Raw genomic sequence first — 23,300 nt, forward strand, 5'->3', positions numbered from 1 at the left:
AAGAGCGCAACAACAGGGATCTGTGACCAATGGCTCTACTCGATGAGCGCCAGCTCGATCCCGCCGTTGCCCTGGCCTCGCTCGATGCAACCGCGCCTCGCGAGCCACACCGTCTGTTTGCGCTCAAGCAGGGCGACTGCTTTGCTGTTGCCGATGCCTATGGCGACATACGCGGCGCTGGCGACGGTTTCTTCCGTGACGATACACGGGTGCTCTCCGAATTCCGGCTGACTGTCGGCGGCAGGCAGACATCGTTGCTTGGCGCCTCGCTCAGCCAGGACAATGTGCTGTTCACCACCAACCTGACCAATCTGCCGATGCAAAGTGCCAGCGGAAGCGACATTCCGCAGGGCGCCATCCATGTCGAACGCGTCAGGCTGCTGTGGCAAGACAGGCTGTTCGAACGCATCACCCTTTCCAACTACAGCAGGGAAACCTCGACCATCGGCGTTTCCCTGCACTTTGCCGCCGATTTCCGCGACATGTTCGAAGTGCGCGGCTCGACACGGCTGCGGCGTGGGATGGCGCATGTGGCCGAGATGGATGCGACGTCCGTGCTGCTGCGCTATGATGGATTGGATGGACTGGCGCGCGCTTCGGCGATATCGTTCTCGCAGGCACCGGACCAGCTGACAGCCGACCACGCCGATTTCCTGCTCGCCGTAACCAAGCGCAGCAGCAAGGTGCTGTATGTCGAGGTCGGTCCCGAGTTGACGGATGCGCCCGATCGCGACCGTTTCCGCGCCGCTGCCGCCCGGGCGCGCTTTGGCATGCGGGCCAAGCGCCGCCATGGCGCGACGGTGCATAGTTCGGGTCGCGTCTTCAACGACTGGGTCGAGCGTGCCCGCGCCGATGTCGCGCTGCTGACCACCGAGCTTGCGACCGGACCCTACCCCTACGCAGGTATCCCCTGGTTCTCGACGGCGTTCGGCCGTGACGGCGTCATCTCGGCGCTGCAGATGCTCTGGCTCAACCCAGGCCTGGCGCGGGGCGTGCTGGCCTTTCTGGCCCAGCACCAGGCGACGGAGACGTCGCCGTTCAGTGATTCGCAGCCGGGCAAGATCATGCACGAGACGCGCAAGGGCGAGATGGCGGCGCTGCGCGAGCTTCCATTCGGCCGCTACTATGGCGGCGTTGACACGACGCCGCTCTACATCCATCTCGCCTGTGCCTATGCCGATCGGACCGGTGACATGGCGTTCATCGACAGCCTGTGGCCGTCGCTGTGCGCCGCCGCCGAATGGACGGAGGAGGCGGGACGCGAGACCGGCTTCGTGACCTACCAGCGGGCTGCCGAGTCCGGCCTGGCTAACCAGGGATGGAAGGACAGTTTCGATTCCGTCTTTCATGCCGATGGACGCATTCCCAAGGGCCCGATCGCGCTGGTCGAAGTGCAAGGCTATGTCTTTGCCGCCTTCCGCGGGCTGGCCAAGCTTGCCCGCCGCCGTGGCGAGGACGACAAAGCCGATCACTGGGAGGACCGCGCCGAGGCCATGCGGGTCGCTGTGGAACGCGATTTCTGGCTCGACGATCTCGGCTTCTATGCCCTGGCGATCGATGGTGAAGGCGAACCCTGCAAGGTGCGGACCTCGAATGCGGGCCATCTCCTCCTTGTCGGATTGCCTGAGCCGGCGCGCGCGCAGATGGTCGCCGACCAGCTTCTTTCCGCCTCCTTCCATTCCGGCTGGGGGCTGAGGACGCTTGCCGACGATGCCGTGTTCTTCAACCCGATGTCGTACCACAATGGCTCGATCTGGCCGCATGACACCGCCATGTGCGGTGCCGGCCTGGCACGCTATGGCGAGCGTGAAAGCGTGGTCCGTCTGATGAGCGGCACGTTCGAATCCGCAGTCCATTTCAACATGCGGCTGCCCGAACTGTTTTGCGGCTTTACCCGCGCGCCGGGCGAAGCACCGATCGCCTATCCCGTTGCCTGCCTGCCGCAAGCGTGGTCGGCGGGCTCCGCATTCATGCTGATGCAAGCCTGCCTTGGCCTTGAGATCGACGGCTGGGATGGCGAAATCCGCGTTACCCGGCCCAGGCTGCCGATTGGCATCGACACGCTCACGCTGCGCCACCTGGGCGTCGGCGACCGAGTGGTCGATCTTACCTTCCAGCGCGTCGGTGACCGGGTCGTCGCTTTCCTTGCCGACCGCCATGAAGGGCTGGTGCCGCTAATCGTCCGGACATGATCCGAACAGAATCGGGCGGAACCGATCCCGGCTTTGTGCGTTGCAAAAATACAGGTCCGGACGCCGACCATGTCGCCGCGGACAGTCTCAAATCGGAAACACGAACAAAACGGCCGCCGAACGGCCGGAGGTGAGTTGGCATTCCCATGACAAATTTCGGTGCGGACCTGCTCTGGGTTCTGATCCTCGCGAGCCTCGGTTTTTCCGCTTTTGCCGTTTTCTTCTCCCTATCGCGGCAGCACCGCAATCACCCTCCTGCTGTCGCGCATCCGGCGGGCGAAGACGTGGCCGCGGAAGCGGCGCGCAAGGTGATACGGGAGTTCGAGAAGAACGGCCAATCGGCCGATGCGGCGCTGGTGACGTGGTCGCCCGAGACATTGCGCAAGATCCTCGCCGACGACCTGCCCGATGCGCAGGTCATCGTGGTGTCCAACCGCGAACCCTATATCCACAACATCAGGGATGATGGTGTCGAGTTGCTGGTGCCGGCCAGCGGGCTGGTGTCGGCGCTCGAGCCGATTACCCGTGCCTGTGGCGGCACCTGGATCGCCTATGGCGGTGGAACCGCAGACCGTCTGACGGTCGACCAGGACGACCGGGTACAGGTGCCGCCCGGCAATCCGTCCTACACGCTGCGCCGGGTCTGGCTGACGGAGGAGGAGCATCAGGGCTATTATCTCGGCTTCGCCAATGAGGGCCTCTGGCCGCTTTGCCACATCGCCTTCACCCGGCCGATTTTCCGCGCATCGGACTGGGAGGCCTATGAGGCCGTCAACCGGAAATTCGCCGACACGGTGGTCGCCGAAGCGCGCAACGAGCGGCCGATTGTGCTGGTCCAGGACTACCACTTCGCGCTGCTGCCGCGCATGATCCGCGAGCGCCTGCCGGAGGCGATCGTCATCACCTTCTGGCACATTCCATGGCCGAACTCGGAGGTGTACAGCATCTGTCCGTGGCGTGAACGCATCCTGGAGGGGCTGCTCGGCAGCTCGATCATCGGCTTCCACACCCAGTTCCACGCCAACAATTTCACCGAAAGCGTCGATCGCTTCCTGGAAAGCCGCATTGAGCGGGCGGATGCGGCGATCTCCTATGGCGGGCAGACGACGCTGGTGCACGCCTATCCCATCTCGATCGAATGGCCGGCGGACCTGCTGGCAAAATTGCCTGATGTCGATGACTGCCGCGCCCGCCTGCGCGAGCGGTTCGGACTGAAAGCGGATGTGAAGCTGGCCGTGGGGGTCGAGCGTCTCGACTACACCAAGGGCATTCTGGATCGGTTTCAGGCGCTGGACGAATTGTTCAAGCGATACCCTGAATGGATCGGAAGGCTAGTCTTCCTGCAGATCGCGGCCCCCAGCCGCGGCACGCTCCCGGCCTACAAGCTGCTCCACGACGAATGCCACCGCTATGCCGAGGAGCTCAACCAGCGCTATGGCAGCGAGGGCTACAGACCGGTGGTCATGGTGGCCGAACATCACTCGCAGGAACAGGTATACGAGATCTATCGTGCCGCCGACATATGCATGGTCACCAGCCTGCATGACGGCATGAACCTGGTCGCAAAGGAGTTCGTCGCGGCGCGCGACGACGAACAGGGCGTCTTGATGCTCAGCACATTCGCCGGTGCCTCGCGCGAATTGCTGGAGGCGCTGATCGTCAACCCCTACGACGCGGCCATGATGAGCGAAGCGCTGCTGCAGGCGCTGACCATGACGCCTGACGAACAGCGCGAGCGCATGCGGCCGATGCGGCAAATGGTTCGCGACAACAATGTCTATCGCTGGGCCGGCAGCATGCTTCTGGACGCGGCGCGCCTGCGCAAGCGCGGTGACCTCGATCGGGTAACCGGTGCTGGCGACCGGCCGCCCGGCATCGACAATGTCGTATCCATATTCGAACGCAAGCGGGTGGCAATGCTATGAGCGAGACCCTGCAAGAAATTGCCAGCGAGACCCTGCAAAGGCCGCCGGCCTTGCTGACCGGCGAATGGGCGTTGTTCCTCGACATTGACGGCACCCTGCTGGAACATGCCGAACACCCGGATGCCGTCTCGGTCAGCGGCGAGCTTCGCTCCTTGCTGCAAGGCCTGGATGACAAGCTGGACGGGGCGTTGGCCTTCATCACAGGCCGCTCCGTTGCGGCAGCGGACCAGCTGTTTCAGCCTTTGAAGCTGCGCGCAGCCGGTCTTTACGGCCTGGAACACAGGCTCCTGCCGGACGACGAGGTCGAAGTCGCGGGAGAGCCGGCGGATATCGCGGCGCTTGCAGACGAGATCCAGGCCGAGCTCGGTCGCGGGGCCTATATCGAGCGCAAGGGACGGGTGCTGGCCATCCACACGCGCGCTGCCCCGCATCTGCTTCCCCGCGCGACGCAGCTTGTCGAGCAGGCGCTGGCCACCTTGCCAAAGGGCTATCGGGTGGTTCCCGGCAATGCCGGTGTGGAATTGCTGCCGCTCGAGGCAGCCAAGGGCGCCGCGATCCGGCGTTTCATGGACATCGCGCCCTTCACGGGCCGCTGCCCTGTCTTCCTGGGCGACGACACATCGGACGAAAACGGCTTCGAAGCCGTCAATGACGCCGGCGGCCTGTCGATACGGGTCAAGCCGCCAGCGCATACCACCGCGCATTACGGGCTTGCCGGTGTTGCCGAAACGCTCGCCTGGCTGAAAAGTCAGCTTTAAGTCCGGCCGAAGCGCGCACCCCGATCGCGCATCTGGAAAGGGCAAGGAAAGGAACGGTTCGATGGGACGCTTTGCACAATTGGTTCGAGAGATCACGCCGAATTGGCTTCACCCCCGACCCTCCCGCCATGGGACCGCCGCCATTTCACCGTCCGATGCCGACTCCAGCTGGCAGGAGGCGATCGACAACAAGATGTTTGGGGCTGATACATCCGATTATTCCTATGTTCCGGAGCGGCCCGTTACGCCGCAAACCGCAGGCCGCCGTCGCAGGTCAGCACCTGACCGGTCATGAAACCGTTGGAGACGAGAAAGGCGATTGCCGAGGCGACGTCTTCGGCACGGCCGATGCGGCCGACCGGGGTCCTACCGGCGTAATCTGCAAACAGCGCCTGCCTCTGCTCGTCGGCCAGAAAATCCCACCAGGGCGTGTCGATGACGCCGGGCGCTACGACATTGACGCGTAGCGGCTTCAGTTCCAGGGCCAGGATCGGCACCACGGTCAACAGCATGCCGTTGATGGCGGCGATGCCGGCGACGCCGGGCGTTGCGAGCTGCGCCGAGACCGCCGAAATGAAGGTGACCGATCCGGCCTTGTTCAGAGTGGGCAAGGCCGCCTGCAGGCAGGACAGCTGTGGGCGGACTTTCTCGTCGACGCCACTGCCGATGTCGCTCAGGTCGAGCGTCTGGAAGGGGCCAAGGCCCTTGCCGCCGCTGGCCGCCAGCACCAGATGGTCGAAAGGACCGAGGCCCTCGAAGAACCGGCTGACCTCGTCGGGCTTCGCGGCATCGAAAGCCGCCTTGTCGGCAGCGCCGCCAAGACTGTTCCATGCGCTGGTCAGCTTCTCCTCGTTGCGCCCGGTGATGGTCACCTTCATGCCGGGACCAAGCAGCTTGCGCGCGGTCGCCAGGCCGATGCCGGACGAGCCGCCGATGATGACGGCATGTTGGATTGTCTTGGTCATGAATACTGCTCCTTCGATGTGGGGGAGGCCGGGCCGATGAGGTCGAGACTCAAGGCTCGTAGCTGTTGCCTTGCCCTGGCGTCATAGGCCTGGGCATCGGCGCGGGCTTCCCGCAGGCCGTCGAAATAGAGACCGCTTCTTCCGTCGAGCGCGGGTGATGTCGCGAGGTTGAGGATGGCGTCGGCGCCGGTTTCGACCGAGCTCCACGGCGTCACGCCGGCCTGCCGGACCATGGTGGTGTTCATGTAGCTTGCCGGATGCAGCGCGTTGACGGTGACGCCGGTGCCTTTCAGCTGCTCCGCGAGGTCGACGGTGAACAGGATCTGCGCCAGCTTGCTCTGGCAGTAGGCACGCACCCCGTCATACGAACGGGTCAGCATGACATCGCTGAAATCGATCGCCTGCTGCCCCGCCGAGGCGACATTGACGATGCGCGCCGGAGCGCTCGCCGTCAGCAATGGCAGGAGCTCCGATGTCAGCAGGAAACCGGCGAGGTAGTTGACCGTGAAGCGCAGTTCGTAGCCGTCGGCGCTGACCTGCCTTTTGGCGCCTTGGCCCGCCGTGCCGATGCCGGCATTGTTGATGAGGATGTCGAGCCGGTTCGTCCGGGCGCGCACCGCCTCGGCAAGCCGGCGCACTTCTGCCAGCGAAGAGAGGTCGGCGACCAGAAGCTCCGCCTTGCCGCCGGCGGCTTCGATCTCGGTGACAACAGCCTTGCCGCCCGTCGCATCGCGGCCGTGCACCAGCACACGGGCGCCCGCGGCGCCGAGTCGTTGCGCGACGACGCGGCCAACGCCGTCGGTGGAGCCGGTGATCAGGATTGTCTTGTCCTTGAGTTCCATGTTCAGAGCCTCCGTTCTGTTGCTCTGAACGGAAGATGGGACAGTTGGCGCGAGCCAAACAGTTCAAACTTTATCCTGGTATCAATACTGCTATAATAAACCGATGGAGTCCCAATCCCACTCGGCCCCCACGCACTCCGCTGAAGACAGCCGCCGGCGCGAGCTCGGCGCCTTCCTGCGCTCGCGCCGCGAAAGGCTGACGCCCTCGGCCACCGGCATCGCCACCGGTCTCAGGCGGCGCACGCCCGGCTTGCGGCGCGAGGAGGTAGCGATGATCGCCGGTGTCGGCACGACCTGGTACACGTGGTTGGAGCAGGGGCGGGAGGTCAGGCCCTCGGTCGAGGTGCTGACCGCGCTCGCCGAAGCGCTGCGCCTCGACGCGGCCGAAAAAGCAGCATCTGTTCATCCTCGCCGACCGCCAGCAGCCGGAGCGCCGTGCCGTGGCTGCGGAAAAGGTCGATGGTCCTTTGCTGCACATGCTCCAGAGCCTGGTGCTGCAGCCGGCCTATGTCGTCGGGCGGCGCTGGGATGTGCTGGCCTGGAACCCGGCGGCCCTCGCGGTGTTCGGCGATTATGGCCTTCTGGAGGGGGATGCCCGCAACATCGTCCACATGGTGTTCACCAATCCGCACCACCGGCGCCTGCTGGTCGACTGGGAAGATTTGGCGCGCACCGTGCTGGCCTCGTTCCGGGCCGCGAGCGCCCGCTATGTCGGCGATCCGGATTTCGAGCGGCTGATCGAGTTGATGACGCGCTCGAGCCCGGAGTTTCGCGACTGGTGGCCGCAGCGCGACGTCGCGCACCGATTGTCGGGGGTGAAGCATGTCCGGCACCCAAGCGCGGGCGCCATGACCTTCGAGCATATGAGCCTTTCGATCGGCGACGGCTCCGACATGAAGCTGATCGTCTACACCCCGCTTGCCGAGCAGAACTCGGTCGCCAAGCTGCAGACATTGCTGGACGCGCTGCCGGCCGAGCGCCGCAGCGCCTGAAGCGTCAGGTCTTCGGTTTCAGCCCGTCGAGGAACAGTTGTTCCAGGAAACGCGCCGCATCCTCGAAGCGGCCGTCGCCGCCGCGGTTCGGCCCGAGCACGGCGCGGACCTGGACGTCGAAATCGGCATAATGCTGCGTCGTCGCCCAGATCGAGAAGATCAGGTGCCACGGGTCGGTGCGGGCGATCTTGCCGGCGCGCATCCAGCCCCTGATGACGGCGGCCTTCTCGTCGACCAGCGTCTTCAGTTCGCCGGCCAGCAGCGGCATGATGCGCGGCGCGCCTTGCAGGATCTCGTTGGCGAACAGCCGGCTCTCGCGTGGAAAATCGCGCGCCATCTCCAGCTTGCGCCTGATGTAGCTGCGCAGTTCGGTGAGGGGATCGCCGATGTCGTCGAGTTCACGCAGCGGCGCCAGCCAGGTGTCGAGCAGGCGCTGCATCAGCGTCTCGTGGATGTCTTCCTTGCGGCGGAAATAATAGAGCAGGTTCGGCTTCGACATGCCGGCGGCTTCGGCGATCTGGTCGATGGTCGAGCCGCGGAAGCCGTTGGTGGAGAAGACCTCGAGCGCGGCCTCCAGGATGAGTTCGCGCTTTTCCTGCTGGATGCGGGTGCGGCGAGGGTGGTCCGTGCTGGTCACCGTTGCAAGCCCTCGCGTTGAGGGTCATCTGGACCAATTCTCTGGACCAGTTTTTCCCTAGCCTGTGGAACGCACTTCAGGTGCCGCATTTCCGCTAGTAATCCCTTGACCGCCGACAGGGCGGTGCTAACGTTTGTCCAATCGGTCAAAAATTTGCGTAGCATGAAAACGCAGCAAAGACCAAGCGTTGGGCGCACCGAAACAGTTTACAAGGGGAAGTCTTGGTCATGTCCAACCGGCTGAAAGTCACGCCGAACGATCTCAGTGCATTCTGGATGCCGTTCACGGCAAACCGGCAGTTCAAGCAGGCGCCGCGCATGATGGTGTCCGCCAAGGACATGCATTACACGACCAGCGACGGTCGCAAGGTGCTCGACGGCACCGCCGGGCTCTGGTGCGTCAATGCCGGTCACTGCCGTCCGAAGATCACCGAGGCGATCCAGCACCAGGCCGCCGAACTCGACTATGCGCCCGCCTTCCAGATGGGCCATCCGATCGTGTTCGAATTGGCCAACCGCCTGGTCGACCTCGCGCCCAAGGGCATGGATCATGTCTTCTTCACCAATTCAGGCTCGGAATCGGTCGAAACCGCACTCAAGATGGCGATCGCCTATCACCGCGTGAAAGGCGAGGGCTCGCGCACCCGCCTGATCGGCCGCGAGCGCGGCTATCACGGTGTCAATTTCGGCGGCATCTCGGTCGGCGGCATCGTCACCAACCGCAAGATGTTCGGCACGCTGCTTGGCGGCGTCGACCATATGCCGCATACGCATCTGCCGGAAAAGAATGCCTTCACCAAGGGCGTGCCGGAGCATGGCGCGGAACTCGCCAACGAACTGGAGCGCATCGTCGCCCTGCATGACGCCTCGACCATCGCCGCCGTCATCGTCGAGCCGGTCGCCGGCTCCACCGGGGTCATCCTGCCGCCGAAGGGCTACCTGCAGAAGCTGCGCGAGATCTGCACCAAGCACGGCATCCTGTTGATCTTCGACGAGGTCATCACCGGTTTCGGCCGCCTCGGCACGCCGTTCGCAGCCGATTATTTCGGCGTCACGCCCGACATCATGACAACCGCCAAGGGCGTCTCCAACGGCGTCATCCCGATGGGCGCGGTGTTCGTGAAGAAGGAAATCCACGACGCCTTCATGACCGGCCCCGAACACATGATCGAGTTCTTCCATGGCTACACCTATTCGGGCAATCCGATCGCCTGCGCGGCGGCACTCGGAACGCTCGACACCTACAAGGAAGAGGGCCTGCTGACCCGTGGCGAGGAACTCGCGCCCTATTGGGAAGACGCGCTGCATTCGCTCAAGGGCGAGCCGAACGTCATCGATATCAGGAACATCGGCCTGATCGGCGCGATCGAGTTGGCGCCGATTGCCGGCCAGCCGACCAAGCGGGCCTTCTCGGCCTTCGTCAAGGCGTTCGAGCGCGGCGCGCTGATCCGCACCACCGGCGACATCATCGCGCTGTCGCCGCCGCTGATCATCACCAAGGGGCAGATCAACGAATTGATCGACCATGTGCGCGATGTGCTGAGATCGATAGACTAGATCTGCTTTGCCTGGACGGGCGGCGGCGGGACCCGCCGCCCGACCAGTATATGAAATGAGAGGACTTTGAATGGCCGCACCCGGCGAGAATCTGCGAATCAATTCAGACCGTTTGTGGGATTCCATCATGGAAATGGCGAAGATCGGCCCCGGCATCGCCGGCGGCAATAATCGCCAGACCGTGACCGACGAGGACGGCGAGGGCCGGCATCTGTTCAAGCGCTGGTGCGATGCGGCCGGGCTGGAAATGGGCGTCGATGAAATGGGCACCATGTTTGCACGCCGCGAAGGCACCGACCCCAGCCTGCCGCCAGTCTATGTCGGCAGCCATCTCGATACGCAGCCGACAGGCGGCAAGTATGACGGCGTGCTGGGCGTGCTGGGTGGACTTGAAGTCGTGCGCTCGCTCAATGATCTCGGCATTAAAACCAAACATCCGATCGTCGTCACCAACTGGACGAACGAAGAAGGCGCGCGCTTCGCGCCGGCGATGATGGCATCCGGCGTGTTCGCCGGCGTGCTCGAACAGGCCGATGTCTACGGGCATGTCGACAAGCAGGGCAAGAAATTCGGCGAGGAACTCGAACGCATTGGCTGGAAGGGGACCGAGAAGGTCGGCGATCGCAAGATCCACGCCTTCTTCGAACTGCATATCGAACAGGGACCGATCCTCGAGGACGAGGGCATCGACATAGGCGTCGTCACCCACGGCCAGGGTCTGAAATGGCTGCAGGTGACGCTGACCGGCAAGGAAGCGCATACCGGCTCGACGCCGATGCCCAAGCGCCGCAATGCCGGGCTCGGCATGGCGCGGGTGATCGAACTGGTGCACGAGATCGCCATGGACTACCAGCCCGACGCCGTCGGTGCGGTCGGCCACATGGAGGTCTATCCCAACTCGCGCAACATCATCGCCGGCCGCACTGTCTTCACCATCGACATCCGCTCGCCGGAAAAAGAAGTGCTGGACGCCATGGATGGCCGCATCCGCGAAGGCATCGACACGATCTGCGAGGCGCTCGACATCCAGTACCAAATCGAGCAGGTCGGTGCTTTCGACCCTGTCACCTTCGATGCCGGCTGCGTCAAGGCAATCCGCGACGCTGCCGAACGCCTCGGCTATTCCCATCGCAACATCGTCTCCGGCGCCGGCCACGACGCTTGCTGGATCAATCGCGTCGCGCCCACCGCCATGGTGATGTGCCCCTGCGTCGATGGCTTGAGCCACAACGAGGCCGAGGAAATCACCAAGGAATGGGCCTCGGCCGGCGCCGACGTGCTGTTCCACGCCGTGGTGGAGACGGCTGTCATCGTGGAGTGAACCAAATATCCGGATTTCAAACGCTGCTCGCAAAGAAGCGCGAAGAGAACAAGGGAACAGAATAATGACCAAAGTCATCCGAAACGGCACCATCGTCACGGCCGACCGCACGTGGAAGGCCGATGTGCTGGTGCAGAACGGCAAGATCGTCGCCATCGGCTCGGATCTTCACGGCGATCACGAGTTCGACGCCACCGGATGCTACGTCATGCCGGGCGGCATCGACCCGCATACGCATCTCGAAATGCCGTTCATGGGCACCTATTCGGCCGACGATTTCGAATCCGGCACACGTGCGGCCCTTGCCGGCGGCACGACGATGGTGGTCGATTTCTGCCTGCCGGCGCCGCAGCAATCGCTACTCGAAGCCTTGCAGATGTGGGACAACAAGACCTCGAAGGCGTCCTGCGACTATTCCTTCCACATGGCAATCACATGGTGGGGCAAGCAGGTATTCGACGAGATGGCCACTGTCGTCGACAAGGGCATCACCTCGTTCAAGCACTTCATGGCCTACAAGGGCGCGCTGATGGTCGACGACGACGAGATGTACGCGTCGTTCCAGCGCTGCGCCGATCTCGGCGCGCTGCCGCTGGTGCACGCCGAGAATGGCGACGTTGTCGCGGCACTTTCGCAGAAGCTGCTGGCCGCCGGCAACAACGGCCCGGAAGGTCACGCCTATTCGCGCCCGCCGGAAGTGGAAGGCGAGGCGACAAATCGCGCCATCATGATCGCCGACATGGCGGGCGTGCCGCTCTATGTCGTGCACGTCTCCTGCGAGCAAAGCCACGAGGCGATCCGCCGGGCGCGCCAGAAGGGCATGCGAGTGTTTGGCGAGCCGCTGATCCAGCATCTGACACTGGACGAGAGCGAGTATTTCGACAAGGACTGGGATCATGCGGCGCGCCGCGTTATGAGCCCGCCCTTCCGCAACAAATTGCACCAGGATTCGCTGTGGGCCGGCCTGCAGGCGGGCTCGCTGCAGGTGGTGGCGACCGACCATTGCGCCTTCACCACCAAGCAGAAGCGCAACGGCGTCGGCGATTTCACCAAGATCCCGAACGGCACCGGCGGGCTCGAAGACCGCATGCCGGTGCTGTGGACCACCGGCGTCAACACCGGCCGGCTGACGATGAACGAGTTCGTCGCGGTGACCTCGACCAACATCGCCAAGATCCTCAACATGTATCCGAAAAAAGGCGCCATCGTCGAAGGCGCGGATGCCGACATCGTCGTCTGGGATCCGAAGCGAAAGAAGAAGATCACTTCAAAGAAGCAGCAGTCGGTGATCGACTACAATGTCTTCGAAGGGTTCCAAGTGACCGGCCTGCCGCGCTTCGTCTTCTCGCGCGGCGAACTGTCGATCCAGGAGGCCGAGGTCAAGGCCAAGCCCGGCCATGGCGAGTTCGTCGCCCGCGAGCCGAATGCGGCGGTCAATCGGGCGCTGTCGACGTGGAAAGAGATTTCCGCGCCGCGCAAGGTGGAACGCACCGGTATCCCGGCGACCGGGGTTTGAGCTTGGCGCGTTCGGCCGCGCTCATTTCGTTGGTCTTGGCAGCGAGTGTCGCCGGTCCGGCAGCAGCAGGCGGCGTGCTGGCCGGCTCCTGGGGCAATGATGTCGGCTGTGCCGGCGTCAATGCCGGCTATCAGGACAGCGATGCTTATATCGTGCTGACCGCCGGGGGCATCGAGGCCTATGGCAGCGGCTGCCGGTTTGCACAGCAATTGACGCCGGTGCTGGGTGCACAATCGCTGATTTCGACCTGTTCCGCCGAGGGCGAGGCGGGAACGACAACCGAAACCGTCGTGGTCACCAACAAGGGAGAGGATGGTTTCTTCGTCACCATTCCCGGCCTTGAGGAAATGGGGCCGCTGCAATCATGTTCGTAATGTCGGGCGTTGGGGAATGAGCTTGCGCGGTTTTGGTTTGTCTGTTGCGATGGTTCTTGTGCTTGGGGCCGGTCAGGCTTCGGCGGCAGATATCGATCTGTCGAAACCCTATGGCGACAAATATGGCTGCATCAACCGCAACGGCCAGGAAGTCGCCGCCGATCAGATGCTGCTTTTGACCGACAAGGAATTGATCACCGCCGCCAGCGCCTGCACGTTCACGAAGACGCAAGCGCAGGCTGACGGATCGCTGGTGGCGACAGCGACATGTGAGGCAGAAGGCGAAGAGGAACAGGAGCCGACCAAGTTCACCATCAAGCGCAGCGCCAAGAGCGCCAAAAAGCTGGTAATCGCCGATGCGGACGGCAACGTCATGGGGGAAGTCTCGCGGTGCGAATGACAGCGATCCCGTCAGCGTCAGGCGACCAGCGCGTCCAGTTCCGGCAGCAGGACGACGCTTTCCTGTTCGTTGGGATCGGTGCGGGCAATGACGGCCGAGGACGGGGCGTTGCTCAGATTGGCCGGCAGATGCGGGACTCCGGCCGGAATGTAGAAGAGGTCCCCGGCCTTGACGACGATATGGTGCTCGAGCCGGTCGCCATACCAGGTGTGGACCTCGCCGGAGAGCACGTAGATCGCCGTTTCATGGTTTTCATGCAGATGCGCCTTGGCGCGGGCGCCGGGCGGCATGGTGAGCACGTGCATGCAGATGCCGGAGGCGCCGACGGTCTCCGTGGCAATGCCGGCGAAATAGGTCAATCCCTGCTTGCCTTCATAAGTGCTTTCAGGGCGGATAAGATGACAAGTCGGTTTGGGCGACATCGGGAAACTCCGGGGCGTCGATTGAGTGGGACAAGACCAATGGGACAGGGCGAGTGGAAAACAACATCGCGATAAAAGCAATCGGATTCCAGCCGGCGCCGCAGGGGCGGGAACAGGCAGGCAGCAGCCGATGACAGGGACTTCGCCAGCCGTCGTCGCGGCAAGCAAACTCGGACTGACCTTCCAGACCAATGACGGGCCGGTGCAGGCGCTGTCCAATGTCGATCTTACCATCGGCAAGGGGGAGTTCGTCTCCTTCATCGGGCCTTCGGGCTGCGGCAAGACCACCCTGCTGCGCGTCATCGCCGATCTGGAGAAGCCGACCTCGGGAACGATTTCCGTCAACGGCATGACAGCAGAACAGGCGCGGGAGAAACGCGCCTACGGCTATGTCTTCCAGGCGGCGGCGCTTTTTCCGTGGCGGACCATCGAGCGCAATGTCGGGCTGCCGCTGGAGATCATGGGCCTGTCCAAGGCGGAACAAGTAGACCGGATCAAGCGTACGCTCGATCTCGTCAACCTTAGGGGCTTCGAGAAGAAATATCCCTGGCAGCTATCGGGCGGCATGCAGCAGCGCGCCTCGATAGCCCGCGCGCTGGCTTTCGATGCCGACCTCCTGCTGATGGACGAGCCATTCGGTGCGCTGGACGAGATCGTGCGCGACCACCTCAATGAGCAATTGCTGGAACTGTGGGGGCGGACCAACAAGACGATCTGCTTCGTCACCCACTCCATTCCCGAAGCAGTCTATCTGTCGACCCGCATCGTCGTCATGTCGCCACGTCCGGGCCGCGTCAGCGACATCATCGAATCGACGCTGCCGAAGCAGCGACCGCTCGACATCCGCGAGACGCCGGAGTTCCTGGCGATCGCAGCGCGCGTGCGCGACGGGCTGCGGGCAGGGCACAGCTATGATGATTGAGGGGGTGCGCTAGATGGACTCCTTCCGCGACAAGCTCATTCCGGTGACCTCAATCCTCGCTGGGGTGGTTGTGCTCTGGTATGTCTTCGCCGTCATCCTCAACACGCCGTTCCAGCGCGATCTCGACCGCCGCGCCGGTGAAACACATACCTTGAGCGAATTCATCGGCAAGACGCTGGCGCAGCCGAAGCCGACGCTGCCGGCTCCGCATCAGGTGGCGGTGAACTTCTTCGAGAACACCTTCCTGCGGCCCGTCACCTCGAACCGCAGCCTCGTCTACAATGCCTGGGTGACGCTGTCGTCGACGCTGCTCGGCTTTGCTTTCGGCACAGCGCTCGGCATCATCATTGCTGTCGGCATCGTGCATGTGGCGACGCTCGACCGCAGCCTGATGCCGTGGATCATCGCTTCGCAGACCATTCCGATCCTGGCGGTGGCGCCGATGATCATCGTCGTGCTGGCCGCGGTCGGTATCACCGGCCTGGTCCCGAAGGCGATGATCTCGACCTATCTGTCATTCTTTCCGGTGACGGTGGGCATGGTGAAGGGCCTGCGTTCGCCCGAGATCATGCATCTCGACCTGATGCACACCTACAATGCTAGTGGTGCGCAGACCTTCTGGAAGCTGCGCGTGCCGGCCTCGGTGCCATTCCTGTTCACGTCAATGAAAGTGGCGGTGGCGGCAAGCCTGGTCGGTGCAATCGTCGGCGAACTGCCCACAGGCGCTGTCGCCGGCATCGGCGCCAAGCTTTTGGCCGGCGCCTATTACAGCCAGTCCATCGACATCTGGTCGGCGCTGGTCGCCGGTTCGGTGGTAGCCGCACTTCTGGTCATGGTGGTCGGCATTGCCGGGCGTATCGTCGACCGCGCCATGGGCGGGAGGCCGGCATGAACTGGCTGAAACCCTCCTGGCAAGCAGCGCTGGCGCTCGTGCTGTGCCTGATCGCGGTGGCGCTCGGCCCGATCGGCGCGCCGAAAGTGGATCCACTGGCGCAGCCTGCAGGGACTTTGATATATCCCTATGTAGCGACGAACTGGCTGATCTTCGGCGTGCTGCTTCTCGCCGCTTTGATCTCGATGGCCAGAATACCGTCCATCGTCGAAGCCGTTGTGCTTTTCATCGGCGCGCATCTGGTGGCCTGGCTGCTGATTGGCGGCATCGCCGGCTTCGAAGGTCTGGCGCGGGCGCCGTTTTTCCTGCTGCTCGCCGCCGCCTGGCTGCTCGGCTGGCGTTGCGTGGCAGTGCTGTCGTCATCGCGTCCTTTCGCCAAATGGGCTCGCACCGCGCTGCGCCTGATCATCCCCGCCATCTTCGGTGCCTGGATCCTGATCATCTGGGAAGCGGTGACGCGGGGTGCCGGCATCCCTTTCATCCTGTTGCCGCCGCCAAGCGCCATCGGCGCGCGCATCGCCGGTTCGCTGCCGGTGCTCGGCGCCGATGTCCGCCAGACCATCTTCAAGGCGGTGATCTTCGGCTATGTCGTGGGCAGCGGCGCCGGTTTCATCACTGCCGTGCTCGCCGACCGGGTGCCGTTCCTGCGGCGCGGGCTCTTGCCGATCGGCAACATGGTCTCGGCGCTGCCGATCATCGGCGTCGCGCCGATCATGGTCATGTGGTTCGGTTTCGACTGGCAGTCCAAGGCGGCGGTGGTCATCATCATGACCTTCTTCCCGATGCTGGTGAACACGGTCGCCGGCCTGGCCGCCTCCGGCCATATGGAGCGCGATCTGATGCGCACCTACGCGTCTGGCTACTGGCAGACGCTGCTGAAGCTCAGGCTGCCGGCAGCCGCGCCCTTCATCTTCAACGCACTGAAGATCAACTCGACGCTGGCGCTGATCGGCGCCATCGTCGCCGAGTTCTTCGGCACGCCCGTCGTCGGCATGGGCTTCCGCATCTCGACCGAGGTCGGGCGGATGAACATCGACATGGTCTGGGCCGAAATCGCAGTTGCAGCACTTGCGGGTTCGGTCTTTTATGGCGTGGTCGCTCTTGTCGAAAGAGCCGTCACGTTTTGGCATCCCTCTGTCCGTGGTGGATAGGGGCGGTGGGTTTAAGGGCACTAACTTCAGAGGGTAAAAACATGAAAAGACTTGTTATTCCTGTTCTGGCCGGCGCGATGTCGCTTGCCGCTTTCCAGGCAATGGCCGCCGACAAGGTGACGTTGCAGCTGAAATGGGTCACGCAGGCCCAGTTTGCCGGCTACTATGTCGCCAAGGCCAAGGGTTTCTATGACGCCGAGGGTCTCGACGTCGACATCAAGCCGGGCGGTCCCGACATAGCGCCCGAGCAGGTGATCGCAGGCGGCGGCGCCGACGTCATCGTCGACTGGATGGGCGGTGCGCTGGCCGCCCGCGAAAAGGGCGTGCCGCTGGTCAACATCGCCCAGCCGTTCAAGAAGGCCGGCATGGAACTGGTCTGCCCGAAGGACGGACCGATCAAGACCGAAGCCGACTTCAAGGGCCACACGCTCGGCGTCTGGTTCTTCGGCAACGAGTATCCGTTCTACGCCTGGATGAACAAGCTCGGTCTCAAGACCGAGGGCGGCCCGGATGGCGTCACCGTGCTCAAGCAGAGCTTCGACGTGCAGCCGCTGATCCAGAAGCAGGCGGATTGCATTTCGGTTATGACCTACAACGAGTACTGGCAGCTGATCGACGCCGGCTACAAGCCGGAACAGCTGACCGTGTTCAACTACTCGGCGATGGGCAACGACCTGCTCGAGGACGGGCTCTATGCCTCGGAAGACAAGCTCAAGGATCCGGCCTTCGAAGACAAGATGGTGCGTTTCGTGCGTGCCTCGATGAAGGGCTGGAAATACGCCATCGACCACAATGACGAGGCCGCAGGCATCGTCATGGACGGCGGCGGCCAGGACGAGAACCACCAGAAGCGCATGATGAGCGAAGTCGCCAAGCTGATCGACAATGCCGATGGCAAGCTCGATCCGGCGACCTACGAGCGCACCGCCAAGGCGCTGCTCGACCAGAAGATCATCACCAAGGAGCCGACCGGCGCCTACACCACCACGATCACGGACAAGGCGGTCAAGTAAGCCTAGCCGGCAACATCTCGATCTCGAAACGGCGCCTCTGGCAAAAAAATGCTAGAGGCGCCGTTCCTTTATGGTGTTCATGACGAAGCTGGTCTCGATAGAGGCGACGCATTTCAGCCGCGCGATCTTTTCCTTGATGAAGCGCTCGTACTGCTCGAGGTTTCCCGTCACCACCTTCAGCACATAGTCGCGCGAACCGGTGACGAGGTGGCATTCCAGCACCTCTTCCCAGCCGCGGATCGCGTCCTCGAACATGACGATCTCGTCTTCGTTCTGGCGGCTGAGCCGGATGGTGGCGATGGCGACCATGCTCCAGCCGAAGGCGGCCGGATCGATCAGCGTGGTGTAGCCTCTGATAACACCGGTCTCCTCTAGCCGCCGCACCCGCCGCAGGCAGGGCGACGGCGACAGGCCGATCCGCTCGGCAAGCTCGTTGTTGGTGATGCGGGCGTCAGCCTGCAGTTCGCGCAGGATCTTGCGGTCGAAATCGTCGGCTATCTTCTGCTGCACTTTTGGTCTCTCCAGGCAGTTTGTTGCGGGAATGCATCCATGCGAGCCCAAGAATAGCAAGGACTGGCTGATCGAGATCGCATAAATTGCCGCGCAACACTCTTTCAAAAGCAGGAAAAACCATGACCGCGCCACGCCCGTCGAAAACCCATATCGGCAACCACAAACTCCACCCGGAGACGCTGATGCTGAGCTATGGCTTCGATCCGCAGCTTTCGGAGGGCGCGGTCAAGCCACCGGTGTTCCTGACCTCGACCTTCGTGTTCAAATCGGCGGAAGAGGGCCGCGACTTCTTCGACTACACATCCGGCCGCAAGGAGCCGCCGAGCGGCACGGCGTCCGGCCTGGTCTATTCGCGCTTCAACCATCCCAACAGCGAGATCGTCGAGGACCGGCTGGCGATCTATGAGGGGACGGATGCCTGCATCCTGTTTTCATCAGGCATGTCGGCAATCGCCACGACCCTGCTCGCCTATGCCCGCCCAGGCGACGTCCTCCTGCATTCGCAGCCCCTCTATGGCGGCACGGAGACGCTTTTGACGCGCACGCTTGCTGGTTTCGGCATCGGCGCTGTTGGCTTCGTGGACGGCGTCGACGAGACGGCGGTGCGTACGGCCGCCGACGCGGCCGTCGCGAAGGGCCGCGTTTCGGTCATCCTGATCGAGACGCCGTCAAATCCGACCAACAGCCTGGTCGACATCGGATTGATGCGCAAGATCGCCGATGAGATCGGTGCGAGCCAAGGGTCGACGCCGATCGTCGTCTGCGACAACACGCTGCTCGGCCCGGTGTTCCAGCGGCCGATCGAACACGGCGCCGACGTGTCCGTCTATTCGCTGACCAAATATGTCGGTGGCCATTCCGACCTGATTGCGGGCGCCGCCATGGGCAGCAAGGCGGTTACCAAGCCGATCAAGGCGCTGCGCGGCGCGATTGGCACGCAGCTCGACCCGCATTCCTGCTGGATGCTTGGGCGCTCGCTGGAGACGCTGTCGATCCGCATGGAGCGCGCCAACGATAATGCGCGCCTGGTCGCCGAATTCCTGCGCGATCATGCCAAGGTCGAGAAGGTGCATTACCTGCCGTTCCTGGGCGAGGACACGCCGGCGGGCCGCGCCTACAGAGCGCAATGCACCGGTGCCGGCTCGACCTTCTCCTTTGATATCAAGGGCGGGGAGAAGGCAGCTTTCGCCTTTCTCAACAACCTGCAGATATTCAAGCTGGCGGTGAGCCTGGGCGGAACGGAATCCTTGGCCAGCCACCCCGCAGCCATGACCCATTCGGGCATTCCCTTCGAGGTGCGCCAGCGCATCGGCGTGCTGGAGACCACGGTCAGGCTGTCCATCGGCGTCGAGCACCCGGACGATCTGATCGCCGACCTGACGCAGGCGCTGGCGACGGTCTGAACCGTCTCCGGGTCGTCCGCGGCTCCGCGGTTTGCACATAAGCGTTACCGGGCGGAGCCTTCTGCTCTCACAACCGTTGTGTCGGTGCATCCGCGCGCCGGGGAGCCGCGGAGGATGTTGCTCGTCAAACGGAGATTCTCATGCGTATCCAATCCTTGGCACCAATGCTTTCGGCACTTGCCATCTCGGCGTCCTTCGTCATGGCTTCATCGGCCCTGGCCGAGACGGTGAAGCTGACGGCAACGCTCGACGGCGGTCAGCAGAACCCGCCGGTGACCACGAAAGGCAAGGGGACGGCCGCTCTCACCTTCGACACGGTCAAGAAGAAGCTCAGCTGGAACGTCAAATATTCCGGGCTGAGCGGGCCGGCCACAGCAGGACACATTCACGGCCCAGCCGCGATTGGTGAGAACGCCGGGGTGGCGATCCCGTTCAAGGGCAAGCTCAAGAGCCCGATCAAGGGTTCGGCTGTCCTGACCGACGCGCAGGCCGCCGACCTGATGGCCGGCAAGGACTATGTCAACGTGCATACGGCGGTCAACAAGGACGGCGAAATCCGTGGCCAGATCGAGGCGGCGAAATAGCGCAAGCCGCGTTGACAGAAAGGGGCGGGCGACTGCCCCTTTTTTGTAACTACGCCTTGTCGCGTATCTGGGTCATCGTCTTGCTCGGCGTGATCGCTTCGGGGTCGAGCCGGATTTCGACGATCGCCGGCTTGCCGCTGGCGCGGGCGCGTTCGAAGGCCGCAGCGAAATCCGCTGTCTTCTCGACCGTTTCGCCATGGCCGCCATAGGCGCGGGCGAGGGCCGCGAAATCGGGGTTCCTGAGATCGGTGGCGACGACGCGACCGGGATATTCGCGCTCCTGATGCATGCGGATGGTGCCGTAGATCCCATTGTTGACGACGACGACCACGATCGGCAGGTCATATTGCACGGCAGTGGCGAATTCCTGCCCGTTCATCAGGAAGCAGCCGTCGCCGGCGAAGGCAACCACGGTGCGATCCGGAAACAGCTCTTTGGCGGCGACTGCCGCAGGCGTGCCATAGCCCATCGAGCCTGACGTCGGCGCTGCCTGCGTGGCGAAGCGGCGGAAGCGGTGGAAGCGATGCACCCAGGTGGCGTAATTGCCGGCGCCGTTGGTGAGGATGGTGTCGTCGGGCAGCATTTTTTCCAGGTAGTTCATGATCGGCCCCATCTGGACCGAGCCGGGGCCGCTTTCCGGCGGTGTCGACCATTCGAGATAGGCGGCATGCAGCTTTGGCGTCTCGGCTGCCCAAGTCGGCGCCGAGGCTGGCTTGCGCCTGGCGAAAGCTTCGACAAAGGCAGACGGCGAGGCGTTGATCGCCAATGCCGGCCGGTAGACGCGGCCGAGTTCGCCGGCGTCGGCATGGACATGCACCAGCGTCTGGTCGGGATAGGGGCTTTTCAGCAGCGTGTAGTCCGAGGAGGGCATTTCGCCCATGCGGCCGCCGACCAGCAGCACGAGATCGGCCTGCTTGATCGCTGTCGCCAGCTTCGGGTTGATGCCGATGCCGACATCGCCGGCATAGTTCGGATGCAGATGATCGAACAGCATCTGGCGGCGGAAGGAGCAGCCGACCGGCAGCGACCACGCCTCGGCGATCGTGCGCATCCGCGCCACCGCCTCGGCGTCCCAGCGCGTGCCGCCAAGGATGACGAACGGCCGCTTGGCCTTGGCCAGCAGCTTTTCCAGCGCATTAAGCTCGGTTTCGCCCGGCCGGGTTTCGACCGGTGTGTGCGGCAAGGCGATGGGCGCTTCGACGACACTGGTCAGCATGTCTTCCGGCAGCGAGATGACCACCGGGCCGGGGCGGCCCGATGTCGCCACCGCGAAGGCGCGGGTGACGAATTCCGGGATGCGCGAGGCATCGTCGATCTCGACCACCCATTTGGCGATGTCACCGAAGAACCTTTTGTAGTCCACTTCCTGGAAAGCCTCACGCTCCTTGGCGTGGCTGGCGACCTGGCCGATGAACAGGATGACGGGTATCGAATCCTGCATGGCGATGTGGATACCGGCCGAGGCGTTGGTGGCGCCGGGGCCGCGGGTGACGAAGCAGATGCCGGGCTTGCCGGTCAGGCGGCCGTGGCAGTCGGCCATCATGGCGGCACCGCCTTCCTGGCGGCAGACGATGGTGCGGATCGCTGAATCGTGCAGCGCGTCGAGCACCGCCAGATAGGATTCACCGGGCACGCAATAGATGCGGTCGGTGCCGTTGGCTTCGAGCGCGTCGACGATCAGTTGTCCGCCGGTCTTCATTGTCCAGACTTCTCCAGTTCGGCAAGGATTTCTTGCGTGTGCTCGCCCAGGCGCGGCGAGGGGCGCTCATAGACCAGCGGCGTGCCGGACATGACCATCGGCGCACGCACCGAAGGCAGAAGATTGCCATGGCCGTCGTCGAGATCGAGCCGCATGCCGCGCGCGATGGTCTGCGGGTCAGCGAACATCTGGCCGATGGTGTTGATCGGGCTCGCCGGCACGCCGGCCGCTTCCAGCTTCGCCAGCAACGGGTCGCGATCAAAAACCTTCAGCGCCTCGATCATGTGCTCGCGCAGCTTGACCCGGTTGGCGACCCGGGCCGGATTGGTGGCAAAGTCGGGGCTGGTCGACAGTTCATCCAGCCCGACGACAGCGCAGAATTTGGCGAACTGGCCGTCATTGCCGACAGCCAGGATGATGTGGCCATCCTTGACCGGCACCACTTCGTAGGGGGCGATGTTCATATGCGCATTGCCCATCTGCACCGGCGACTTGCCGGAGACGAGATAATTGAGGTTCTGGTTGCCGAGTGCCGAGATCTGGGTGTCGAAAAGCGCCATGTCGATGTGCTGGCCCTCGCCGGTCTGTTCGGCGTGCCGCAGTGCGGCCTGGATGGCGATGACCGAATAGAGGCCGGTGAAGATGTCGGAGATGGCGACGCCGGCCTTTTGCGGCTCACGGCCGACCTCGCCGGTGATCGACATCATGCCGGCCATGGCCTGGATGATGAAGTCGTAGCCGGCGCGTGGCGCGTAGGGGCCGTCCTGACCAAAGCCGGTGATCGAGCAATAGACGAGGCGCGGGTTGATCTTGCGCAGGCTGTCATAGTCGAGGCCGTATTTCTTCAGGCCGCCGAGCTTGAAGTTCTCGATCAGCACGTCCGAAGTCGCGACCAGCCGGCGCACCGTCTCGGCGCCTTCCGGTGTCGAGAAATCGATGGCGATGGAGCGCTTGCCACGATTGCAGGAATGGTAATAGGCGGCCGACAGGTTCTCGCCGTCCTTGCTCATGACGAAGGGCGGGCCCCATTTGCGGGTGTCGTCGCCGCCATCGGGGCTCTCGACCTTGATGACATCGGCGCCGAGATCGGCAAGCAACTGCCCGGCCCATGGTCCGGCAAGGATGCGGGCGAGTTCGACGACGCGGACGCCTTTCAGCGGGGGCTCAGCCATAGATCACCGTGGTTGCCGCAATCACCTTGATTGCTGCGAAAGCAGAGCCTC

21 protein-coding genes and 1 pseudogene are annotated in these 23,300 nt (G+C 63.5%); 15 read left to right on the forward strand and 7 right to left on the reverse strand.

What is annotated here, in order from left to right:
- Positions 1–29 precede the first annotated feature (29 nt).
- From ASD12_RS05740 to otsB, 3 genes are all read left to right on the forward strand, one after another.
- Positions 30–2,192 (forward strand): amylo-alpha-1,6-glucosidase, encoded by a 2,163-nt coding sequence (locus tag ASD12_RS05740; protein ID WP_056582793.1) that lies wholly within the window; start codon positions 30–32, stop codon positions 2,190–2,192.
- Between the two features lie 146 nt (positions 2,193–2,338).
- Positions 2,339–4,117: a trehalose-6-phosphate synthase gene (locus ASD12_RS05745; protein WP_056582795.1), complete on the forward strand. Its 1,779-nt coding sequence runs from the start codon at positions 2,339–2,341 to the stop codon at positions 4,115–4,117.
- Complete coding sequence (gene otsB, locus ASD12_RS05750; protein WP_056582797.1) at positions 4,114–4,875, forward strand: trehalose-phosphatase; 762 nt, start codon at positions 4,114–4,116, stop codon at positions 4,873–4,875. The genes ASD12_RS05745 and otsB overlap by 4 nt, the downstream gene beginning before the upstream one ends.
- A gap of 242 nt (positions 4,876–5,117) precedes the next feature.
- Here otsB and ASD12_RS05755 read toward each other — a convergent pair whose 3' ends face one another.
- Positions 5,118–5,840 carry an SDR family oxidoreductase gene (locus ASD12_RS05755; RefSeq protein ID WP_056582799.1) on the reverse strand — a complete coding sequence of 241 codons (723 nt, stop codon included), beginning with the start codon at positions 5,838–5,840 and terminating at the stop codon, positions 5,118–5,120.
- On the reverse strand, positions 5,837–6,682 hold the full coding sequence (locus tag ASD12_RS05760) for an SDR family NAD(P)-dependent oxidoreductase (protein WP_056582802.1): 846 nt from the start codon (positions 6,680–6,682) through the stop codon (positions 5,837–5,839). The genes ASD12_RS05755 and ASD12_RS05760 overlap by 4 nt, the downstream gene beginning before the upstream one ends.
- A gap of 103 nt (positions 6,683–6,785) precedes the next feature.
- Between ASD12_RS05760 and ASD12_RS05765 the strand changes: the two are divergent.
- Positions 6,786–7,674, forward strand: a pseudogene (locus tag ASD12_RS05765) (helix-turn-helix transcriptional regulator).
- 4 nt (positions 7,675–7,678) lie between these two features.
- On the opposite strand, the gene ASD12_RS05770 reads toward ASD12_RS05765, so the two are convergent.
- Positions 7,679–8,311 carry a TetR family transcriptional regulator C-terminal domain-containing protein gene (locus ASD12_RS05770; protein ID WP_056582804.1) on the reverse strand — a complete coding sequence of 211 codons (633 nt, stop codon included), beginning with the start codon at positions 8,309–8,311 and terminating at the stop codon, positions 7,679–7,681.
- A gap of 227 nt (positions 8,312–8,538) precedes the next feature.
- Between ASD12_RS05770 and ASD12_RS05775 the strand changes: the two genes are divergently transcribed.
- The 5 genes from ASD12_RS05775 (at position 8,539) to ASD12_RS05795 (ending at position 13,478) form a co-directional block, all read left to right on the forward strand.
- A complete protein-coding gene (locus ASD12_RS05775; protein WP_056582806.1) occupies positions 8,539–9,867 on the forward strand; it encodes an aspartate aminotransferase family protein in 1,329 nt (442 codons plus the stop codon).
- Positions 9,868–9,937: 70 nt separating this feature from the next.
- On the forward strand, positions 9,938–11,188 hold the full coding sequence (locus ASD12_RS05780) for a Zn-dependent hydrolase (RefSeq protein WP_056582809.1): 1,251 nt from the start codon (positions 9,938–9,940) through the stop codon (positions 11,186–11,188).
- 64 nt (positions 11,189–11,252) lie between these two features.
- Positions 11,253–12,704 (forward strand): dihydropyrimidinase, encoded by a 1,452-nt coding sequence (hydA, locus tag ASD12_RS05785; RefSeq protein WP_056582811.1) that lies wholly within the window; start codon positions 11,253–11,255, stop codon positions 12,702–12,704.
- A gap of 2 nt (positions 12,705–12,706) precedes the next feature.
- Complete coding sequence (locus tag ASD12_RS05790; RefSeq protein WP_056582813.1) at positions 12,707–13,078, forward strand: hypothetical protein; 372 nt, start codon at positions 12,707–12,709, stop codon at positions 13,076–13,078.
- Positions 13,079–13,094: 16 nt separating this feature from the next.
- Positions 13,095–13,478, forward strand: a complete 384-nt coding sequence (locus ASD12_RS05795; protein WP_056582815.1) for a hypothetical protein — start codon at positions 13,095–13,097, stop codon at positions 13,476–13,478.
- Between the two features lie 17 nt (positions 13,479–13,495).
- Here the strand turns inward: ASD12_RS05795 and ASD12_RS05800 are convergent, their stop codons facing one another.
- Positions 13,496–13,900 carry a cupin domain-containing protein gene (locus ASD12_RS05800; protein WP_056582817.1) on the reverse strand — a complete coding sequence of 135 codons (405 nt, stop codon included), beginning with the start codon at positions 13,898–13,900 and terminating at the stop codon, positions 13,496–13,498.
- Positions 13,901–14,030: 130 nt separating this feature from the next.
- Here ASD12_RS05800 and ASD12_RS05805 point away from each other — a divergent pair, with 130 nt between their 5' ends.
- Genes ASD12_RS05805 through ASD12_RS05820 form a run of 4 tightly spaced genes read left to right on the forward strand, consistent with a single transcriptional unit; the run spans position 14,031 to position 17,878 of the window.
- Positions 14,031–14,822, forward strand: coding sequence for an ABC transporter ATP-binding protein (locus ASD12_RS05805; protein ID WP_056582819.1), 792 nt, complete (start codon positions 14,031–14,033; stop codon positions 14,820–14,822).
- 13 nt (positions 14,823–14,835) lie between these two features.
- A complete protein-coding gene (locus tag ASD12_RS05810; protein WP_056582821.1) occupies positions 14,836–15,714 on the forward strand; it encodes an ABC transporter permease in 879 nt (292 codons plus the stop codon).
- Positions 15,711–16,865, forward strand: coding sequence for an ABC transporter permease (locus ASD12_RS05815; protein ID WP_056582822.1), 1,155 nt, complete (start codon positions 15,711–15,713; stop codon positions 16,863–16,865). Before ASD12_RS05810 ends, ASD12_RS05815 begins: the two co-directional genes overlap by 4 nt.
- 41 nt (positions 16,866–16,906) lie before the next feature.
- Complete coding sequence (locus tag ASD12_RS05820; RefSeq protein ID WP_056582824.1) at positions 16,907–17,878, forward strand: ABC transporter substrate-binding protein; 972 nt, start codon at positions 16,907–16,909, stop codon at positions 17,876–17,878.
- 51 nt (positions 17,879–17,929) lie between these two features.
- Here ASD12_RS05820 and ASD12_RS05825 read toward each other — a convergent pair whose 3' ends face one another.
- On the reverse strand, positions 17,930–18,388 hold the full coding sequence (locus tag ASD12_RS05825; RefSeq protein ID WP_056582826.1) for an Lrp/AsnC family transcriptional regulator: 459 nt from the start codon (positions 18,386–18,388) through the stop codon (positions 17,930–17,932).
- Positions 18,389–18,510: 122 nt separating this feature from the next.
- Between ASD12_RS05825 and ASD12_RS05830 the strand changes: the two genes are divergently transcribed.
- Positions 18,511–19,794: a cystathionine gamma-synthase family protein gene (locus ASD12_RS05830; protein WP_056582828.1), complete on the forward strand. Its 1,284-nt coding sequence runs from the start codon at positions 18,511–18,513 to the stop codon at positions 19,792–19,794.
- 140 nt (positions 19,795–19,934) lie between these two features.
- Complete coding sequence (locus ASD12_RS05835; RefSeq protein WP_056582830.1) at positions 19,935–20,378, forward strand: CHRD domain-containing protein; 444 nt, start codon at positions 19,935–19,937, stop codon at positions 20,376–20,378.
- Positions 20,379–20,427: 49 nt separating this feature from the next.
- Here the strand turns inward: ASD12_RS05835 and ASD12_RS05840 are convergent, their stop codons facing one another.
- Positions 20,428–22,077, reverse strand: coding sequence for a thiamine pyrophosphate-binding protein (locus ASD12_RS05840; protein WP_056582832.1), 1,650 nt, complete (start codon positions 22,075–22,077; stop codon positions 20,428–20,430).
- Positions 22,074–23,249, reverse strand: coding sequence for a CaiB/BaiF CoA-transferase family protein (locus ASD12_RS05845; RefSeq protein ID WP_056582834.1), 1,176 nt, complete (start codon positions 23,247–23,249; stop codon positions 22,074–22,076). The genes ASD12_RS05840 and ASD12_RS05845 overlap by 4 nt, the downstream gene beginning before the upstream one ends.
- Positions 23,250–23,300: the final 51 nt, after the last annotated feature.

The sequence above is a fragment of the Mesorhizobium sp. Root102 genome, assembly GCF_001425625.1.
Lineage (GTDB): Bacteria > Pseudomonadota > Alphaproteobacteria > Rhizobiales > Rhizobiaceae > Mesorhizobium.

Excerpts from the sequence above, each read along its gene's own strand:
- ASD12_RS05815 (WP_056582822.1), top strand. The coding sequence starts at position 15,711 with ATGAACTGGCTGAAACCCTCCTGGCAAGCAGCGCTGGCGCTCGTGCTG.
- otsB (WP_056582797.1), top strand. The coding sequence starts at position 4,114 with ATGAGCGAGACCCTGCAAGAAATTGCCAGCGAGACCCTGCAAAGGCCG.
- ASD12_RS05805 (WP_056582819.1), top strand. The coding sequence starts at position 14,031 with ATGACAGGGACTTCGCCAGCCGTCGTCGCGGCAAGCAAACTCGGACTG.
- ASD12_RS05775 (WP_056582806.1), top strand. The coding sequence starts at position 8,539 with ATGTCCAACCGGCTGAAAGTCACGCCGAACGATCTCAGTGCATTCTGG.
- ASD12_RS05840 (WP_056582832.1), bottom strand. The coding sequence starts at position 22,077 with ATGAAGACCGGCGGACAACTGATCGTCGACGCGCTCGAAGCCAACGGC.
- ASD12_RS05795 (WP_056582815.1), top strand. The coding sequence starts at position 13,095 with ATGAGCTTGCGCGGTTTTGGTTTGTCTGTTGCGATGGTTCTTGTGCTT.
- ASD12_RS05800 (WP_056582817.1), bottom strand. The coding sequence starts at position 13,900 with ATGTCGCCCAAACCGACTTGTCATCTTATCCGCCCTGAAAGCACTTAT.
- ASD12_RS05810 (WP_056582821.1), top strand. The coding sequence starts at position 14,836 with ATGGACTCCTTCCGCGACAAGCTCATTCCGGTGACCTCAATCCTCGCT.
- ASD12_RS05835 (WP_056582830.1), top strand. The coding sequence starts at position 19,935 with ATGCGTATCCAATCCTTGGCACCAATGCTTTCGGCACTTGCCATCTCG.
- ASD12_RS05740 (WP_056582793.1), top strand. The coding sequence starts at position 30 with ATGGCTCTACTCGATGAGCGCCAGCTCGATCCCGCCGTTGCCCTGGCC.
- ASD12_RS05845 (WP_056582834.1), bottom strand. The coding sequence starts at position 23,249 with ATGGCTGAGCCCCCGCTGAAAGGCGTCCGCGTCGTCGAACTCGCCCGC.
- ASD12_RS05820 (WP_056582824.1), top strand. The coding sequence starts at position 16,907 with ATGAAAAGACTTGTTATTCCTGTTCTGGCCGGCGCGATGTCGCTTGCC.
- hydA (WP_056582811.1), top strand. The coding sequence starts at position 11,253 with ATGACCAAAGTCATCCGAAACGGCACCATCGTCACGGCCGACCGCACG.
- ASD12_RS05745 (WP_056582795.1), top strand. The coding sequence starts at position 2,339 with ATGACAAATTTCGGTGCGGACCTGCTCTGGGTTCTGATCCTCGCGAGC.
- ASD12_RS05755 (WP_056582799.1), bottom strand. The coding sequence starts at position 5,840 with ATGACCAAGACAATCCAACATGCCGTCATCATCGGCGGCTCGTCCGGC.
- ASD12_RS05830 (WP_056582828.1), top strand. The coding sequence starts at position 18,511 with ATGACCGCGCCACGCCCGTCGAAAACCCATATCGGCAACCACAAACTC.
- ASD12_RS05780 (WP_056582809.1), top strand. The coding sequence starts at position 9,938 with ATGGCCGCACCCGGCGAGAATCTGCGAATCAATTCAGACCGTTTGTGG.
- ASD12_RS05760 (WP_056582802.1), bottom strand. The coding sequence starts at position 6,682 with ATGGAACTCAAGGACAAGACAATCCTGATCACCGGCTCCACCGACGGC.